Source organism: Agrobacterium sp. A3-95 (assembly GCF_053521785.1).
Window position 1 is genome coordinate 1 of sequence record NZ_JBNWDR010000004.1, and the last position, 16,712, is coordinate 16,712.

Below are 16,712 nucleotides of genomic sequence, written 5' to 3' on the forward strand. Positions count from 1 at the left end.
CACGAACTACCGTCCGCAGTTCTACTTCCGTACGACTGACGTTACCGGTATCGTTTCGCTTCCAGAAGGCACGGAAATGGTTATGCCTGGCGACAACGTCACTGTTGAAGTCGAGCTGATCGTTCCGATCGCGATGGAAGAAAAGCTGCGCTTCGCTATCCGCGAAGGCGGCCGTACCGTCGGCGCCGGCATCGTCGCTTCTATCGTCGAGTAATTTTCGACAGGCGGCGGTTTCGCCGGATTTAAAAATCTAGTTCTAAAACGGCGGTGTCTTCGGCACCGCCGTTTTTTTATGTAAAAATCGATTTTTGTAAATTTATATAGTTGAAAGATTTGTATACTTTTCTAATGTGAAGATAGATTCTGATATTTTACTTCTTTTACGCTTATATTATGCGCCATATTTAAGATAAATGAAATGTATTATTTATTATTTATTATTATGTAATCCTCTTTGTATTTAGCGACGTAATTCGCCTGTAACTCGTTTGACGTAGATGAAACTATATTAATTAGCGCTTGGCTGGCTTGTTTCATCGGCCAGTTTTCTTCCGAGACGACTTCATGTCCGATTTAACTGTTGTGCTCACCAGCTGCCGCCGTCCTGATCTTCTCATCGGAACTCTCGATAGCTTCTTCTCTACTAATGATTACCCGCTACGGGAATTTATCATTATCGAGGACTCTGACGACGAATCGGTGTGGGCGATTCCGGCGCGGTATCCAGAGCAACCGATCCGCATCATTTTGAACGGCGTCAACATTGGGCAGCACCGCTCTATCGACCGGGCATATTCGGAAGTGCAAACCCCTTACATCCTGCATCTCGAAGACGACTGGGCATTTCCTGTTTCTAAGGTTGTGGGCAGGGGCATCGAAATACTGAAGCGGGACCCGCAGGTGGCGCTCGTTCAACTCAGAACCGATGACGACATGCCCCGTGACATTCGGCGTAAGGCGCAGGCAGTTGAAGATTTAGGGTATTGGCGAATACCGCCGACCGCGCATCGTGTCTGGCATAGCTTCACCTTCAATCCGACCGTCAAGCGGTTGTCCTGCTATAAAAAACTACCGCAAGGTTATGCCGGTTTCCGGACAGAGGCGGAAATTAGTATCTTTTATAAGGATCAGGGCGCGATCATGGCGTGGTTGGCCGAAACCGGCGTCAGCCATTCGGGATTTGGCCGCAGCAATTATGGTCTTAAGAAACGCCGTGGTTGGCGCGGTGTGGCGCAAGAGCTCGACAGATTCTTTTCGCTGGCGACAGTCCGTAAATGGCGGCGTTCGGTGACGCGCAACGTCGCACACTTCAAGCGCAAGTATCGGGAGCGTCAGTTGATCAGGTCCGATCGCAGTGCGCTTGAGCCGTAAAAGATTAAAGGTCGGTTGCGAAAGTATCAAACCAGCGCATTCGGATGCCGCAAAGGGGTTCGTTGAGGTGACGGGCTTGGGGGGTAACCGGTTAAGCGGCCGAGGAAAAAACGTGGCGGGGAGGGCGTCAACAGTTTCTTCCGAAAGCGAATAAAAAGCGCTTGCCATTCTTTTCCGTGCGCCTTAAAGGGAACGCATACCGAAGTGGCCAAGTGATTTTCGTGGTCGGCTAAGGTGTTAAAGGGGTATAGCTCAGTTGGTAGAGCGGCGGTCTCCAAAACCGCAGGTCGTAAGTTCGAGCCTTACTGCCCCTGCCACTTTCCATCCGCAAGCGCGGTCTTCGCTGCATGGCAGATGGGTGCCGGTTTTCCGGCGAATTTCGCCGAATGTCGATTTCCTCTTGTTAAAACTGGAATCGGTGTTTATGTAAGGTCAAAACAGACACGCGGTGCGTGGGGCTGATTAGTTCGGCTTTACGCGCCGTAATTGCGTGGGCAGTCAATGGCATCCAAAATCAATCCGTTTACGTTTCTGCAGCAGGTTCGCGCCGAAGCGTCAAAAATCACTTGGCCGTCGCGCCGCGAGACCATGATTTCGACGGCTATGGTGCTTGTGATGGTCATTTTTGCGGCTCTGTTCTTTTTTGCTGCTGACCAGCTCATCGGCTGGGTGCTTAGCCTCGTGCTGAACGTCGGCCGGTAACGGATTGAACGGAGAATAAAAATGGCAGCGCGCTGGTATATCGTTCACGCATATTCGAATTTCGAAAAGAAGGTCGCTGAGTCGATCGAAGAGAAGGCTCGTCAGAAGGGTCTTGATCATCTTTTCGAGAAAATCCTCGTTCCGACCGAAAAGGTTGTCGAGGTGCGTCGTGGCCGCAAGGTCGACAGCGAGCGCAAGTTCTTTCCAGGTTACGTGCTTGTGCGCGCCAACCTGACGGATGAGGCCTATCATCTCATCAAGAACACGCCGAAGGTGACCGGTTTCCTCGGTTCGGACAATAAGCCTGTTCCGATTCCGGATTATGAAGCCGATCGTATCCTCGGTCAGGTTCAGGAAGGTGTCGAGCGTCCGAAGTCTTCGGTTTCGTTCGAGGTCGGCGAGCAGGTTCGCGTTTCCGATGGTCCGTTCGCGTCGTTCAACGGCGTTGTTCAGGATGTCGACGAAGAGCGTTCGCGCCTGAAGGTGGAAGTTTCGATTTTCGGCCGCGCTACGCCGGTCGAGCTGGAATACAGTCAGGTCGAGAAGGTCTGACTGGAGGGGTGAAACCCCAATCGCGTGGAAGGCAAACGGGCTCCCATAGCCGGGGCAGGGCGCCGCACCACGCAACCGCAGCCGCCGGAGCGATCCGGCTAGAGAGAAGCCGGGAAACCGGTTTGAATTGAAAGGCAGAGAGATATGGCTAAGAAAGTTATGGGCCAGCTCAAGCTGCAGGTGAAGGCAGGGTCGGCCAATCCGTCCCCGCCGATCGGTCCTGCACTTGGTCAGCGCGGCATCAACATCATGGAATTCTGCAAGGCGTTCAATGCCGCCACGCAGGAAATGGAAAAGGGTATGCCGATTCCGGTCGTCATCACCTATTACCAGGACAAGTCCTTCACCTTCGTCATGAAGCAGCCGCCGATGACCTATTGGCTGAAGAAGGAAGCGAAGATCACCTCCGGCTCCAAGACGCCTGGTAAGGGCGCCAAGGTTGGCTCCATCACCAAGGCTCAGGTCAAGACGATCGCTGAAGCCAAGATGAAGGATCTGAATGCTGCCGATATCGAAGGCGCAATGGCAATGGTTGAGGGCTCTGCCCGCGCCATGGGCCTGGAAGTAGTAGGTTGATCATGGCCAAGGTAGCAAAGCGTATTCAGAAGATCCGCGAAGGTGTGGATCCTAACAAGCTCTACGTTCTCACCGACGCCATTTCGATGGTCAAGGAACGTGCAGTCGCCAAGTTCGACGAAACCGTTGAAGTTTCGATGAACCTCGGCGTTGACCCGCGCCATGCGGACCAGATGGTTCGCGGCGTTGTCAACCTGCCGAACGGCACGGGCCGTGACGTTCGCGTCGCCGTTTTTGCACGTGGCGCCAAGGCTGATGAAGCCACGGCTGCTGGTGCTGACGTTGTTGGCGCAGAAGAGCTGGTTGAAATCGTTCAGGGCGGCAAGATCGACTTCGATCGTTGCATCGCGACCCCGGACATGATGCCGCTCGTCGGCCGTCTCGGCAAGGTACTCGGCCCGCGTGGCATGATGCCGAACCCGAAGGTCGGTACGGTGACGATGGATGTTGCCGGCGCCGTCAAGGCGTCCAAGGGCGGTGCTGTTGAGTTCCGCGTCGAAAAGGCCGGTATCGTACACGCTGGTATTGGCAAGGCTTCGTTCGACGCCAAGGCTCTTGAAGAAAACATCAAGGCTTTCGCCGATGCGGTCATCAAGGCAAAGCCGACGGGTGCCAAGGGCAACTACGTCAAGCGCGTTGCCATCTCCTCGACCATGGGTCCGGGCGTCAAGATCGAACCTTCGTCGGTTACGGCTTAATCAATTCTCGTGCTTCCCTGTCGGGGAGCGTGATTAGAAGAATTTCCGGCTCTCAGGGAGCCGGAGATTTCCGGGGAAACCCGGAACTCCTGTCCGAGATTGCGGGTGGCCATGTCCTTCGGGGTTTGGCCTTAATCATTCAACCTGCATGAGACGGGTGAGGCTGGATTTGAGGCATCGCAGATGCCTGACTGTCCGGTTCGAACCTGGTGTGCCTGTGCCTGAAGCCGTTTGCGGCGACAGAGCGGGGGACAGGATCCTCGAGCGTCGCTCGGGATCTTTGTAAAAAGGTCCCTTGGGGCAAAGGCAAACCCGACGGGTTCACACTTATGTGGCCCCGTCTACTGGAGACAGACAGTGGAAAGAGCGGAAAAACGCGAATTCGTCACGGAGCTGAACGAAGTCTTCAAGGCTTCCGGTTCGGTTGTCGTGGCCCACTATGCTGGTGTCACCGTTGCGCAAATGAACGACTTCCGTTCGAAAATGCGCGCTGCCGGAGGCACCGTCAAGGTCGCGAAGAACCGCCTGGCCAAGATCGCTCTTCAGGGCACGGAGTCGGAAGGGATGACAGATCTCTTCAAGGGCCAGACGCTGATTGCATACAGCGTCGACCCTATGATTGCTCCGAAAGTCGTCATGGATTTCGCAAAGACCAACGATAAAGTCGTTGTTCTCGGCGGTTCCATGGGCGCAACCACGCTCAACGCCGAAGCAGTCAAGTCGCTTGCGACCCTGCCTTCGCTGGACGAGCTGCGCGCAAAGCTGCTGGGCCTACTCAACGCCCCGGCAACTCGCGTCGCCACGGTTGTCGCAGCACCTGCAAGCCAGCTTGCACGGGTGTTCTCGGCTTACGCCAAGAAGGACGAAGCCGCTTAAGGCGGTTTTTCGCTGTAATTATTCAAACTGGTTCGAACTGAACAAAAGGAACTATCAAAATGGCTGATCTCGCAAAGATCGTTGAAGACCTCTCCACCCTGACCGTTCTGGAAGCTGCAGAACTGTCGAAGCTTCTCGAAGAAAAGTGGGGCGTTTCCGCCGCTGCTCCGGTAGCTGTTGCTGCTGCTGGCGGTGCTGGCGCTGCTGCTGTCGTTGAAGAAGAAAAGACCGAATTCGACGTGATCCTGGTTGACGCTGGCGCCAACAAGATCAACGTCATCAAGGAAGTCCGCGCTATCACGGGTCTCGGCCTGAAGGAAGCTAAGGACCTCGTTGAAGGCGCTCCGAAGGCTGTCAAGGAAGCTGTTTCCAAGGCTGAAGCTGCTGACCTCAAGAAGAAGCTTGAAGACGCTGGCGCCAAGGTCGACGTTAAGTAATCTTGCGATTGCTGGCGGGAAGGGGCTTCATGCCCCTTTCCGTCGTCATCGTTTTAAAACTTATTACCCAAAAGCCGCGTGAAAATGGCTTTTGGGTAATGGGTTCTTCAAGAGAATGGTTCCGAACCGGCTCATCTAGGCAATCCGGCCTGATCGATCCGGGATGTGGAACGAGATTGATGACACCCATTGCTTGACGGGATCGACTGGCCATCGGTTCCCGTCCGTTGCAGGCCCGGATGCAATTTTAAAGGAGCGACGATGGCTCAGACCCTTTCGTTTAACGGTCGCAGGCGCGTACGCAAGTTTTTCGGCAAAATTCCAGAAGTAGCGGAAATGCCGAACCTCATCGAGGTTCAGAAGGCTTCGTATGACCAGTTTCTCATGGTTGACGAGCCCAAGGGTGGCCGTCCCGACGAGGGATTGAATGCCGTATTCAAATCCGTATTCCCGATCACCGATTTTTCCGGCGCATCCATGCTCGAATTCGTGTCTTACGAATTCGAAGCGCCGAAGTTTGACGTCGAGGAATGCCGTCAGCGCGATCTGACCTATGCAGCGCCGCTGAAAGTGACGCTGCGCCTCATCGTGTTCGATATCGACGAGGATACAGGCGCGAAGTCCATCAAGGACATCAAGGAACAGTCCGTATACATGGGCGACATGCCGCTCATGACCAATAACGGCACGTTCATCGTCAACGGTACAGAGCGCGTCATCGTTTCGCAGATGCACCGTTCGCCGGGCGTATTCTTCGACCACGACAAGGGCAAGAGCCATTCTTCCGGCAAGCTTTTGTTCGCTGCCCGCGTCATCCCATATCGCGGTTCCTGGCTCGACATCGAGTTCGACGCCAAGGACATCGTCTATGCGCGTATCGACCGTCGCCGCAAGCTGCCCGTGACCTCGCTCCTGATGGCGCTTGGCATGGATGGTGAAGAAATCCTGTCGACCTTCTACAGCAAGGCTTCCTACGAGCGCTCCGGCGATGGCTGGCGCATTCCGTTCCAGCCTGAAACGCTGAAGAATGCCAAGGTCATCACCGACATGATCGACGCCGACACCGGCGAAGTCGTTGTCGAAGGTGGCAAGAAGCTCACTCCGCGTCTTATCCGCCAGCTCGTCGACAAGGGCCTGAAGGCACTTAAGGCGACTGACGAAGACCTCTACGGCAACTTCCTTGCCGAAGACATCGTCAACTACTCGACGGGTGAGATCTATCTCGAAGCCGGCGACGAAATCGACGAAAAGACGCTTGGCCTCATTCTTCAGTCCGGCTTTGACGAGATTCCGGTCCTCAACATCGACCACGTCAATGTTGGCGCCTATATCCGCAACACGCTGCATGCGGACAAGAACCAGAACCGCCAGGAAGCGCTGTTCGATATCTACCGCGTCATGCGTCCGGGTGAGCCGCCGACCATGGATTCGGCAGAAGCGATGTTCAACTCGCTGTTCTTCGATGCAGAACGTTATGATCTCTCGGCTGTTGGCCGCGTGAAGATGAACATGCGTCTCGACCTCGACGCGGAAGACACCGTGCGCACGCTGCGCAAGGAAGACATCCTCGCTGTCGTCAAGATGCTGGTCGAACTGCGCGACGGCAAGGGCGAAATCGACGACATCGACAACCTCGGCAATCGCCGTGTGCGTTCGGTCGGCGAGCTGATGGAAAACCAGTACCGCCTCGGCCTTCTGCGCATGGAACGTGCGATCAAGGAACGTATGTCCTCGATCGAAATCGACACCGTGATGCCGCAGGACCTGATCAATGCGAAGCCGGCAGCTGCCGCCGTTCGCGAATTCTTCGGTTCCTCGCAGCTTTCGCAGTTCATGGACCAGGTGAACCCGCTTTCGGAAATCACCCACAAGCGCCGTCTTTCGGCTCTTGGACCGGGTGGTCTGACCCGTGAGCGCGCCGGCTTCGAAGTCCGCGACGTTCATCCGACCCACTACGGCCGTATTTGCCCGATCGAAACGCCGGAAGGCCCGAACATCGGTCTGATCAACTCGCTTGCCACCTTTGCCCGCGTCAACAAGTACGGCTTCATCGAAAGCCCGTACCGCAAGATCATCGACGGCAAGGTGACGACCGACGTTATCTACCTCTCCGCCATGGAAGAGGCCAAGTACTACGTCGCACAGGCCAATGCCGAGCTCGATGGCGAAGGCGCCTTCACTGAAGAGTTCGTTGTTTGCCGTCACTCGGGCGAAGTTATGCTCGCACCGCGCGACAACATTAACCTGATGGACGTTTCGCCGAAGCAGCTCGTTTCGGTCGCAGCGGCTCTCATTCCGTTCCTGGAAAACGACGACGCCAACCGCGCTCTCATGGGCTCGAACATGCAGCGTCAGGCCGTTCCGCTTCTGCGGGCGGAAGCGCCGTTCGTCGGCACAGGCATGGAACCGATCGTCGCCCGTGACTCCGGCGCTGCCATCGCGGCTCGCCGCGGCGGTGTCGTCGACCAGGTGGATGCGACCCGTATCGTTATCCGCGCTACGGAAGAACTCGATGCCGGCAAGTCGGGCGTCGATATCTACCGTCTGCAGAAGTTCCAGCGTTCGAACCAGAACACCTGCGTCAACCAGCGTCCGCTGGTCGCTGTCGGTGACATCATCTCCAAGGGTGACATCATCGCTGATGGTCCGTCGACCGACCTCGGCGATCTGGCGCTCGGCCGTAACGCGCTCGTCGCGTTCATGCCCTGGAACGGCTACAACTACGAAGACTCGATCCTGATGTCGGAACGTATCGTTTCCGACGACGTGTTCACCTCCATCCACATCGAAGAATTCGAAGTGATGGCGCGTGACACGAAGCTTGGTCCGGAAGAAATCACGCGTGACATTCCGAACGTTTCGGAAGAAGCGCTGAAGAACCTCGACGAAGCCGGTATCGTTTACATCGGTGCGGAAGTTCAGCCGGGCGATATCCTCGTCGGCAAGATCACGCCGAAGGGCGAAAGCCCGATGACGCCGGAAGAAAAGCTTCTGCGCGCCATCTTCGGTGAAAAGGCTTCCGACGTTCGCGACACCTCCATGCGCATGCCTCCGGGCACGTTTGGTACCGTTGTGGAAGTCCGCGTCTTCAACCGTCACGGTGTGGAGAAGGATGAGCGCGCGATGGCAATCGAGCGCGAAGAGATCGAACGTCTGGCAAAGGACCGCGACGACGAACAGGCAATTCTCGACCGTAACGTCTACGGCCGCCTGATCGACATGCTGCGTGGTCACGTTTCCATCGCCGGTCCGAAGGGCTTCAAGAAGGGCGTCGAGCTTTCCAACGCCGTCGTCTCCGAATATCCCCGCTCGCAGTGGTGGATGTTTGCAGTCGAAGACGAGAAGGCCCAGTCCGAACTGGAAGCACTTCGCGGCCAGTACGACGAATCCAAGTCGCGCCTTGAACAGCGCTTCATGGACAAGGTCGAGAAGGTCCAGCGCGGCGATGAAATGCCTCCTGGCGTCATGAAGATGGTCAAGGTCTTCGTCGCTGTGAAGCGCAAGATCCAGCCGGGCGACAAGATGGCCGGCCGTCACGGTAACAAGGGCGTCGTCTCGCGTATCGTTCCTGTCGAGGACATGCCGTTCCTCGAAGACGGCACGCATGTCGACATCTGCTTGAACCCGCTCGGCGTGCCTTCGCGCATGAACGTCGGCCAGATCCTCGAAACCCACCTCGCATGGGCATGCGCCGGTATGGGCAAGAAGATCGGCGAGATGCTCGAAGAGTATCGCAAGACGATGGACATCAGCGAGCTTCGCACGGAGCTTACCGAAATCTATGCGAGTGAATCGCATGACGAGGTAAAGCGCTTCGACGACGAGTCGCTGGTCAAGCTTGCCGAAGAAGCCAAGCGCGGTGTTTCCATCGCGACCCCGGTCTTCGACGGTGCGCATGAACCCGACGTTGCCGCGATGCTGAAGAAGGCAGGTCTGCATGAATCCGGTCAGTCCGTTCTTTATGACGGTCGTACCGGCGAGCCTTTCGACCGCAAGGTCACCGTCGGCTACATGTACATGATCAAGCTGAACCACCTTGTTGACGACAAGATCCACGCTCGCTCGATCGGTCCTTACTCGCTCGTTACCCAGCAGCCGCTGGGCGGCAAGGCGCAGTTCGGCGGACAGCGCTTCGGGGAAATGGAAGTCTGGGCTCTGGAAGCATACGGTGCGGCTTACACGCTGCAGGAAATGCTCACCGTCAAGTCGGACGACGTGGCGGGCCGCACCAAGGTCTACGAGGCGATCGTCCGTGGCGACGATACCTTCGAGGCCGGTATCCCCGAGAGCTTCAACGTTCTCGTCAAGGAAATGCGGTCGCTCGGTCTTTCGGTCGAACTGGAGAACTCGAAGGTCGAGACCCAGCCCGAGGATCAGCTGCCCGACGCAGCGGAATAAAGATGAGAGAGGCGGGCGCCGTGTTGGCGCCTGCCGGTTCCCCGGCGACCAATGGTTGCCGCGGGACACTTTCGCCGCATTGTGCGGTTAATCCGTATTTAAAGCTCTGGACGGTGACCCGGGAAGAAGCCGGTCCAGATGCAAACAGGGGCAGCAGCTAGCCTCTCAAGGAGACAAGGCATGAACCAAGAGGTCATGAATCTTTTCAATCCTCAGGTGCCTGCGCAGCATTTCGATTCCATCCGGATTTCGATCGCTTCGCCGGAAAAAATCCTGTCGTGGTCCTACGGCGAGATCAAGAAGCCGGAAACCATCAACTATCGTACGTTCAAGCCGGAACGCGATGGTCTCTTCTGCGCGCGCATTTTCGGACCTATCAAGGACTACGAATGCCTGTGCGGCAAGTACAAGCGCATGAAGTACAAGGGCATCATCTGCGAAAAGTGCGGCGTTGAAGTTACGCTGTCGCGCGTTCGCCGTGAGCGCATGGGCCATATCGAGCTCGCAGCGCCCGTTGCCCATATCTGGTTCCTGAAGTCGCTTCCCTCGCGTATCTCGACCTTGCTCGACATGACGCTGAAGGATGTCGAACGCGTTCTCTATTTCGAGAACTACATCGTCACCGAACCCGGCCTCACCTCGATGAAGCAGAACCAGCTTCTGTCCGAGGAAGAGTACATGATCGCCGTTGACGAGTTTGGCGAAGACCAGTTCACCGCCATGATCGGCGCTGAAGCCATCTACGAAATGCTGGCTTCGATGAACCTCGAAAAGATCGCTGGCGACCTGCGGGCCGAGCTTGCCGAGACCACCTCGGATCTCAAGCAGAAGAAGTTCATGAAGCGTCTCAAGATCGTTGAGAACTTCATGGAATCCGGCAATCGTCCTGAGTGGATGATCATGAAGGTCGTTCCGGTTATTCCGCCGGACCTTCGTCCGCTGGTTCCGCTGGATGGTGGCCGTTTCGCGACGTCCGACCTCAACGATCTCTATCGCCGCGTCATCAACCGTAACAACCGTCTGAAGCGCCTGATCGAGCTTCGCGCGCCTGGTATCATCATCCGCAACGAAAAGCGCATGTTGCAGGAATCCGTCGATGCGCTGTTCGATAACGGCCGTCGCGGTCGCGTCATCACGGGTGCGAACAAGCGTCCGTTGAAGTCGCTTTCCGACATGCTCAAGGGCAAGCAGGGCCGCTTCCGCCAGAACCTTCTCGGCAAGCGCGTCGACTATTCAGGCCGTTCGGTCATCGTGACCGGTCCGGAGCTGAAGCTGCACCAGTGCGGCCTGCCGAAGAAGATGGCGCTCGAGCTGTTCAAGCCGTTCATCTATGCCCGCCTCGACGCCAAGGGTTACTCCTCGACCGTCAAGCAGGCCAAGAAGCTGGTTGAAAAGGAAAAGCCTGAAGTTTGGGATATCCTCGACGAGGTCATCCGCGAGCATCCGGTCCTTCTGAACCGCGCACCGACGCTGCACCGTCTGGGTATCCAGGCCTTCGAACCCATGCTGGTTGAAGGCAAGGCCATTCAGCTGCATCCGCTCGTCTGCACGGCTTTCAACGCCGACTTCGACGGCGACCAGATGGCCGTTCACGTGCCGCTGTCGCTTGAAGCCCAGCTTGAAGCCCGCGTGCTGATGATGTCGACCAACAACATCCTGCATCCGGCAAACGGCCATCCGATCATCGTTCCTTCGCAGGACATGGTTCTCGGCCTGTATTACCTGTCGATCATGAACCAGAACGAGCCCGGCGAAGGCATGGCCTTCTCGGACATCGGCGAATTGCATCACGCGCTTGAAAACAAGGTCGTGACACTGCATGCCAAGATCCGTGGTCGCTTCAAGACCGTGGATGCTGATGGCAAGCCGGTTTCCAAGATCCATGAAACGACGCCTGGCCGTATGCTGATTGGCGAACTTCTGCCGAAGAACGTCAACGTGCCGTTCGACGTCTGCAACCAGGAAATGACCAAGAAGAACATCTCCAAGATGATCGACACGGTCTACCGTCATTGCGGCCAGAAAGACACGGTCATCTTCTGCGACCGGATCATGCAGCTCGGCTTTGCTCACGCTTGCCGCGCCGGTATTTCGTTCGGCAAGGACGACATGGTCATTCCGGACAGCAAGGTTAAGATCGTCGGTGACACCGAAGCCTTGGTGAAGGAATACGAACAGCAGTATAACGACGGTCTCATCACTCAGGGCGAAAAGTACAACAAGGTTGTCGACGCCTGGGGTAAGGCAACCGAAAAGGTCGCCGAAGAAATGATGGCGCGCATCAAGGCTGTGGAATTCGACCCGGAAACGGGCCGCCAGAAGCCGATGAACTCCATCTACATGATGAGCCATTCGGGCGCCCGCGGTTCACCGAACCAGATGCGTCAGCTGGGCGGCATGCGCGGCCTGATGGCCAAGCCCTCGGGTGAAATCATCGAGACGCCGATCATCTCGAACTTCAAGGAAGGCCTGACCGTTAACGAGTACTTCAACTCGACCCACGGTGCCCGTAAGGGTCTTGCAGACACCGCCTTGAAGACGGCGAACTCGGGTTACCTTACCCGCCGTCTCGTCGACGTGGCACAGGATTGCATCGTGAACTCCGTGGATTGCGGCACCGACAAGGGCCTCACCATGACCGCCATCGTTGATGCCGGTCAGGTCGTTGCCTCGCTCGGCGCACGTATCCTCGGCCGTACGGCTCTTGATGACATCGACAATCCGGTAACTGGCGAAAACATCGTCAAGGCCAGAACGTTGATCGACGAAGCCGACGTTGCGATCATCGAGAAGGCTGGCATCCAGTCCGTCCGTATCCGCTCGGCACTGACCTGCGAAGTGCAGGTCGGCGTTTGCGGCGTCTGCTACGGTCGTGACCTTGCTCGCGGTACTCCGGTCAACATGGGCGAAGCCGTTGGCGTCATCGCCGCACAGTCGATCGGTGAACCGGGCACGCAGCTCACCATGCGTACCTTCCACCTTGGCGGTACGGCAAACGTGGTCGACCAGTCGTTCCTGGAAGCTTCGTATGAAGGCACGATCCAGATCAAGAACCGCAACATCCTGCGGAACTCCGATGGCGTTCTCATCGCAATGGGCCGTAACATGTCGGTCACCATTCTCGATGAGCGCGGCGTGGAACGTTCCTCGCAGCGTGTCGCTTATGGTTCGAAGATCTTCGTTGATGACGGCGACAAGGTAAAACGCGGCCAGCGTCTTGCAGAGTGGGACCCCTACACCCGTCCGATGATGACGGAAGTGGAAGGTACCGTTCACTTCGAGGACCTCGTCGACGGTCTTTCCGTTCTGGAAGCCACCGACGAATCCACCGGCATCACCAAGCGTCAGGTCATTGACTGGCGTTCGACGCCGCGCGGTTCGGACCTCAAGCCCGCGATCATCATCAAGGATGCTTCCGGCGCTGTCGCAAAGCTTAGCCGCGGTGGCGAAGCCCGCTTCCACCTCTCCGTGGACGCGATCCTGTCGGTTGAGCCTGGTTCGAAGGTCTTCCAGGGTGACGTGCTTGCACGTTCGCCGCTGGAAAGCGCCAAGACCAAGGACATCACCGGTGGTCTGCCGCGCGTTGCCGAACTGTTCGAAGCACGTCGTCCGAAGGATCATGCTGTCATCGCTGAGATCGATGGTACGATCCGCCTCGGTCGCGACTACAAGAACAAGCGTCGCGTGATGATCGAGCCTGCTGAAGACGGCGTCGAGCCGGTCGAATACCTGATCCCGAAGGGCAAGCCCTTCCATCTTCAGGAAGGCGACTACATCGAGAAGGGCGAATACATTCTCGACGGCAATCCGGCACCGCACGACATTCTGGCAATCAAGGGCGTAGAGGCTTTGGCTTCCTACCTCGTGAACGAAATCCAGGAAGTCTACCGACTGCAGGGCGTTGTGATCAACGACAAGCACATCGAGGTGATCGTTCGCCAGATGCTGCAGAAGGTCGAGATCACCGATGCGGGCGACAGCCACTACATCGTTGGCGACAATGTCGATCGTATCGAGCTTGACGACAACAACGACCGCCTGATCGAAGAAGGCAAGAAGCCCGCCTATGGCGATCCGGTTCTTCTCGGTATCACCAAGGCATCGCTGCAGACGCCGTCCTTCATCTCGGCCGCATCGTTCCAGGAAACCACCAAGGTTCTCACGGAAGCTGCGATCGCCGGCAAGACGGATACGCTGCAGGGCCTCAAGGAAAACGTCATCGTCGGCCGCCTCATCCCGGCCGGTACCGGCGGCACCATGACGCAGATCCGCCGCATCGCCACCTCGCGCGACGACCTCATTCTCGAGGAACGCCGCAAGGGTACGGGTGCAGGCTCTGCAACACAGATGCTGCAGGACATGACGGATCCGGCTCCGGCCGAATAAGGTCAGGTCCAGGGCAGGGGCTTTACGAAGCCCCGCCAAAGTTCAGTAAAAAAACGCCCGGAGTAATCCGGGCGTTTTTTGTTTTGGTCGGGTTAGAAGGTCAGATCTGGTCCTTCATATGGCCAGTCCCGTCTCGGGGTCTTTCCTGCTCACCGATGGTGTAGCGCGTCAAAACGGAAAGCCGGCGAACGAGATCGGTCTGGCCCGTACTGCCGGTCTTTGCATATATAGACTTGGCGTTGCTGCGAACCGTTTCGTGCGAGATTTGAAGTTGCTTTGCCACGGAGGGAAGTGAAAGGCCCTTCAGGATTTCCAGCGCGACACGGGCCTCGCCTTTGGTGAGATCGTATAACCCCTTCAGAAGCGGCGTGACGTCGGCAACGGTGTCCGATGGTTGCGATATCAGCACGATGGCGCTGCCGTTAGGGGATAAATCCAGCGCGTCCTTGCGCAGCGGTATGACGTGAAGGATGCACACCCTGTCTTCGCTTGTCGGCAGGGGTAGGGAACTGACACTGCCGCCGGCTAGCGCCTTGTAGAGCAGCCGGTTTATTCTCTCGTCCAAGATCAAGATCCTGTCGCGGGCGCGGGTGGAAATACACTTTTTGGTCGCCTCGAACAGGTTGTTTGTGGAAAGAACGCGTCCGCTTGCCTGGAGCACCGCCGCCGGCGCACCGATGGAGTTGAGGCCGAGCGTGATGGCATCTGCTTTTTGGCGTTGCAGACCTGTTGCGAGGGTGAGGCTGCGGGCGATATGCGGCCTCAGCCGGCCAAGCGCCGCCATGGTTTCCGGACCAATGACTCCTCTGTCGAGCTTGCGTTCGAACAGGAGAGTCATTTCGGGATGATCCGGCGGCGCAACCTGCGTTGCCACCCCATATCCCAGTCCACGCGGCATCAGGAAATCGCGCACGATTGGTAGCCCCGCCCATTCGTCAGGGGTAAAGATATCGAAATCATGCACGAAGGAAAATTGGCCCTCGCGGACAGCGCGTGTGAGGCGATCGTTGCGGTGGTTCCAGCCGCCCTTCATGAAGGCTTGCATGAGCTCCTGGAAATTGGGCGGATAGAGCCATGCTTCATCCTCGCCTTTGCCCCAGGTGAGCGCGCCGCCCCAGAAATCGAGCCGTTGGCCGATTGCGGCTATCACGTTCGCCCAGCGATCGGGAAAAAGTGCTGCCTCGTAAATGTCATCTATAATGTCTGCCGAAGATATATTATCCAACCCGCCACCAAAATCATGCGTCGGGATCACTTTAATCTTAGATCTTCGTATATTTCAACGGAAATACAAATAATACTATTATATTTAAAGTATATAATCCATCAGTGACTTAATATATTGAAAATTAACAAGGTATTTCTCAGCAAAAGGTGGCTGGCACGCAAGATTTCGGCCTTGGCATCAAGTCCTGGAAGGCAGCCGCCCTGGTGTGGGCGGGTGCCGTTTTATCGGTGGCGGCGCATTTGTCGCGGTGAGGGCGGTCCCTCAGGCGAAACGGATGATGGCGACTTCGCCCTCCAGGGCGCCCTGATAGGCGGAAGCGTGCGGCTCTTCGTCCGGAACTTCAGTCAGCATGCCGATCTGGTCGAGGTCGGCTTCGATGAAACCTTCCTCCGAAAGCGCGTTCAGCGTTTCGCGTACGGCGGTGTCGTCGTCCGGCGCCCGCAGAATGACGTGGATGTCGATGCCTTCGGAATTGTCGTGTTCGTAAGCCTTGCCGATGACGATGAAGACCATCGGCTCGTCGCGTCCGTTGTCGTTGTCGGGGAGGTTGGTCATGACGCGGTTCCTTGATATGTCGTTGTGGAGTATGCGGGCCGGACGGAATCGGTCTTGCGCGCGGCGGTGCCAGCTCCGGCCCGCTTGAGGGAATCAATAGACGGATTTTGTGAAAAGCCAAAGGCCGGAGGTCAAAATCGCTGTTGCCGGCTGTGACTTATGTTAGAAGGAGAGGGCAAAGGGCCTGTGCGCAGGCTTTGTGGCCTCGGGTGCCAGCGCAAAATGCGGATTCGCCCTTGACGAAAGCTGGCTAAAACAGTAGTACGCCCGCCATCGGAGCCTCTATCTGTGCTGGCCGTTCGGAAACGTTTTTCCCGGACATCATCTCAAATGAAGCTTCATTGCACGTAGAAGACACGAATGTTGCACGCAAGACGCCTCATCCGGCGTCCTCTGCTCTTGGTGGTCCATCCGTGAAAACGGATCGGGCCACGTTTTGCGCATGAGGATATATGCGTGCTTCGTCGCCGGAAACGGCATAGCCGCCACCCGTGAGGGTGGCTAAAGTAGTTTTTGCAAGGGATGGTTATATGCCTACCGTAAACCAGCTGATCCGTAAGCCCCGCCAGGCACAGGTAAAGCGCAACAAGGTTCCTGCACTTCAGGAAAACCCGCAGAAGCGTGGTGTTTGCACCCGCGTTTACACGACGACCCCGAAGAAGCCGAACTCGGCTCTGCGTAAGGTTGCCAAGATCCGCCTCACCAACGGCTTCGAAGTCATCGGCTACATTCCCGGCGAAGGTCACAACCTTCAGGAACACTCCGTGGTCATGATCCGCGGCGGCCGCGTAAAGGACTTGCCGGGTGTGCGTTACCACATCATCCGCGGTGTTCTCGATACCCAGGGCGTCAAGAACCGCAAGCAGCGCCGTTCGAAGTACGGTGCGAAGCGTCCGAAGTAATTTTCGGCAACAACAATCAGGCGCTGCGCGA

14 protein-coding genes and 1 tRNA gene are annotated in these 16,712 nt (G+C 56.9%); 13 read left to right on the forward strand and 2 right to left on the reverse strand.

Going from position 1 to position 16,712, the window contains the following annotated elements; translation table 11 throughout:
* The 12 genes from ACQZ5Y_RS12235 to rpoC all read left to right on the forward strand — a co-directional run.
* A partial coding sequence (locus tag ACQZ5Y_RS12235) for an EF-Tu C-terminal domain-related protein (protein WP_448781673.1) occupies positions 1-214 on the forward strand: 214 nt, incomplete at its 5' end.
* 350 nt (positions 215-564) lie between these two features.
* The gene (locus ACQZ5Y_RS12240; RefSeq protein ID WP_174049710.1) at positions 565-1,371 is read left to right on the forward strand and encodes a glycosyltransferase family 2 protein; all 807 of its coding nucleotides are present in this window, start codon (positions 565-567) and stop codon (positions 1,369-1,371) included.
* A gap of 241 nt (positions 1,372-1,612) precedes the next feature.
* Positions 1,613-1,688 (forward strand) — tRNA-Trp (locus ACQZ5Y_RS12245).
* A gap of 184 nt (positions 1,689-1,872) precedes the next feature.
* On the forward strand, positions 1,873-2,073 hold the full coding sequence (secE, locus tag ACQZ5Y_RS12250) for a preprotein translocase subunit SecE (protein WP_174049708.1): 201 nt from the start codon (positions 1,873-1,875) through the stop codon (positions 2,071-2,073).
* 21 nt (positions 2,074-2,094) lie between these two features.
* Entirely contained in the window at positions 2,095-2,625 is a 531-nt protein-coding gene (gene nusG, locus ACQZ5Y_RS12255; RefSeq protein WP_003519353.1) for a transcription termination/antitermination protein NusG, read from the forward strand.
* A 144-nt stretch (positions 2,626-2,769) separates the two neighbouring features.
* Complete coding sequence (rplK, locus tag ACQZ5Y_RS12260; RefSeq protein ID WP_003519352.1) at positions 2,770-3,201, forward strand: 50S ribosomal protein L11; 432 nt, start codon at positions 2,770-2,772, stop codon at positions 3,199-3,201.
* A gap of 2 nt (positions 3,202-3,203) precedes the next feature.
* Positions 3,204-3,899 carry a 50S ribosomal protein L1 gene (gene rplA / locus ACQZ5Y_RS12265; protein ID WP_003519350.1) on the forward strand — a complete coding sequence of 232 codons (696 nt, stop codon included), beginning with the start codon at positions 3,204-3,206 and terminating at the stop codon, positions 3,897-3,899.
* 357 nt (positions 3,900-4,256) lie between these two features.
* On the forward strand, positions 4,257-4,775 hold the full coding sequence (rplJ, locus tag ACQZ5Y_RS12270) for a 50S ribosomal protein L10 (protein WP_003519348.1): 519 nt from the start codon (positions 4,257-4,259) through the stop codon (positions 4,773-4,775).
* A gap of 59 nt (positions 4,776-4,834) precedes the next feature.
* A complete protein-coding gene (rplL, locus tag ACQZ5Y_RS12275) occupies positions 4,835-5,212 on the forward strand; it encodes a 50S ribosomal protein L7/L12 (protein WP_003519347.1) in 378 nt (125 codons plus the stop codon).
* 29 nt (positions 5,213-5,241) lie between these two features.
* Positions 5,242-5,409 carry a hypothetical protein gene (locus tag ACQZ5Y_RS12280; protein ID WP_153793990.1) on the forward strand — a complete coding sequence of 56 codons (168 nt, stop codon included), beginning with the start codon at positions 5,242-5,244 and terminating at the stop codon, positions 5,407-5,409.
* 64 nt (positions 5,410-5,473) lie between these two features.
* Positions 5,474-9,610 carry a DNA-directed RNA polymerase subunit beta gene (rpoB, locus tag ACQZ5Y_RS12285; RefSeq protein WP_013636439.1) on the forward strand — a complete coding sequence of 1,379 codons (4,137 nt, stop codon included), beginning with the start codon at positions 5,474-5,476 and terminating at the stop codon, positions 9,608-9,610.
* A 180-nt stretch (positions 9,611-9,790) separates the two neighbouring features.
* Positions 9,791-13,996 (forward strand): DNA-directed RNA polymerase subunit beta', encoded by a 4,206-nt coding sequence (gene rpoC / locus ACQZ5Y_RS12290; RefSeq protein WP_003519344.1) that lies wholly within the window; start codon positions 9,791-9,793, stop codon positions 13,994-13,996.
* Positions 13,997-14,096: 100 nt separating this feature from the next.
* Here rpoC and ACQZ5Y_RS12295 read toward each other — a convergent pair whose 3' ends face one another.
* Both ACQZ5Y_RS12295 and ACQZ5Y_RS12300 read right to left on the reverse strand, forming a co-directional pair.
* Positions 14,097-15,221 (reverse strand): helix-turn-helix transcriptional regulator, encoded by a 1,125-nt coding sequence (locus tag ACQZ5Y_RS12295; RefSeq protein WP_174049706.1) that lies wholly within the window; start codon positions 15,219-15,221, stop codon positions 14,097-14,099.
* A 264-nt stretch (positions 15,222-15,485) separates the two neighbouring features.
* The gene (locus tag ACQZ5Y_RS12300; RefSeq protein ID WP_003519341.1) at positions 15,486-15,779 is read right to left on the reverse strand and encodes a hypothetical protein; all 294 of its coding nucleotides are present in this window, start codon (positions 15,777-15,779) and stop codon (positions 15,486-15,488) included.
* Between the two features lie 530 nt (positions 15,780-16,309).
* Between ACQZ5Y_RS12300 and rpsL the strand changes: the two genes are divergently transcribed.
* Positions 16,310-16,681 (forward strand): 30S ribosomal protein S12, encoded by a 372-nt coding sequence (gene rpsL / locus ACQZ5Y_RS12305; protein WP_003507760.1) that lies wholly within the window; start codon positions 16,310-16,312, stop codon positions 16,679-16,681.
* The last annotated feature ends 31 nt before the right edge of the window (positions 16,682-16,712 follow it).

Excerpts from the sequence above, each read along its gene's own strand:
- ACQZ5Y_RS12240 (WP_174049710.1), top strand. The coding sequence starts at position 565 with ATGTCCGATTTAACTGTTGTGCTCACCAGCTGCCGCCGTCCTGATCTT.
- secE (WP_174049708.1), top strand. The coding sequence starts at position 1,873 with ATGGCATCCAAAATCAATCCGTTTACGTTTCTGCAGCAGGTTCGCGCC.
- nusG (WP_003519353.1), top strand. The coding sequence starts at position 2,095 with ATGGCAGCGCGCTGGTATATCGTTCACGCATATTCGAATTTCGAAAAG.
- rplK (WP_003519352.1), top strand. The coding sequence starts at position 2,770 with ATGGCTAAGAAAGTTATGGGCCAGCTCAAGCTGCAGGTGAAGGCAGGG.
- rplA (WP_003519350.1), top strand. The coding sequence starts at position 3,204 with ATGGCCAAGGTAGCAAAGCGTATTCAGAAGATCCGCGAAGGTGTGGAT.
- rplL (WP_003519347.1), top strand. The coding sequence starts at position 4,835 with ATGGCTGATCTCGCAAAGATCGTTGAAGACCTCTCCACCCTGACCGTT.
- ACQZ5Y_RS12280 (WP_153793990.1), top strand. The coding sequence starts at position 5,242 with ATGCCCCTTTCCGTCGTCATCGTTTTAAAACTTATTACCCAAAAGCCG.
- rpoB (WP_013636439.1), top strand. The coding sequence starts at position 5,474 with ATGGCTCAGACCCTTTCGTTTAACGGTCGCAGGCGCGTACGCAAGTTT.
- rpoC (WP_003519344.1), top strand. The coding sequence starts at position 9,791 with ATGAACCAAGAGGTCATGAATCTTTTCAATCCTCAGGTGCCTGCGCAG.
- ACQZ5Y_RS12300 (WP_003519341.1), bottom strand. The coding sequence starts at position 15,779 with ATGACCAACCTCCCCGACAACGACAACGGACGCGACGAGCCGATGGTC.
- rpsL (WP_003507760.1), top strand. The coding sequence starts at position 16,310 with ATGCCTACCGTAAACCAGCTGATCCGTAAGCCCCGCCAGGCACAGGTA.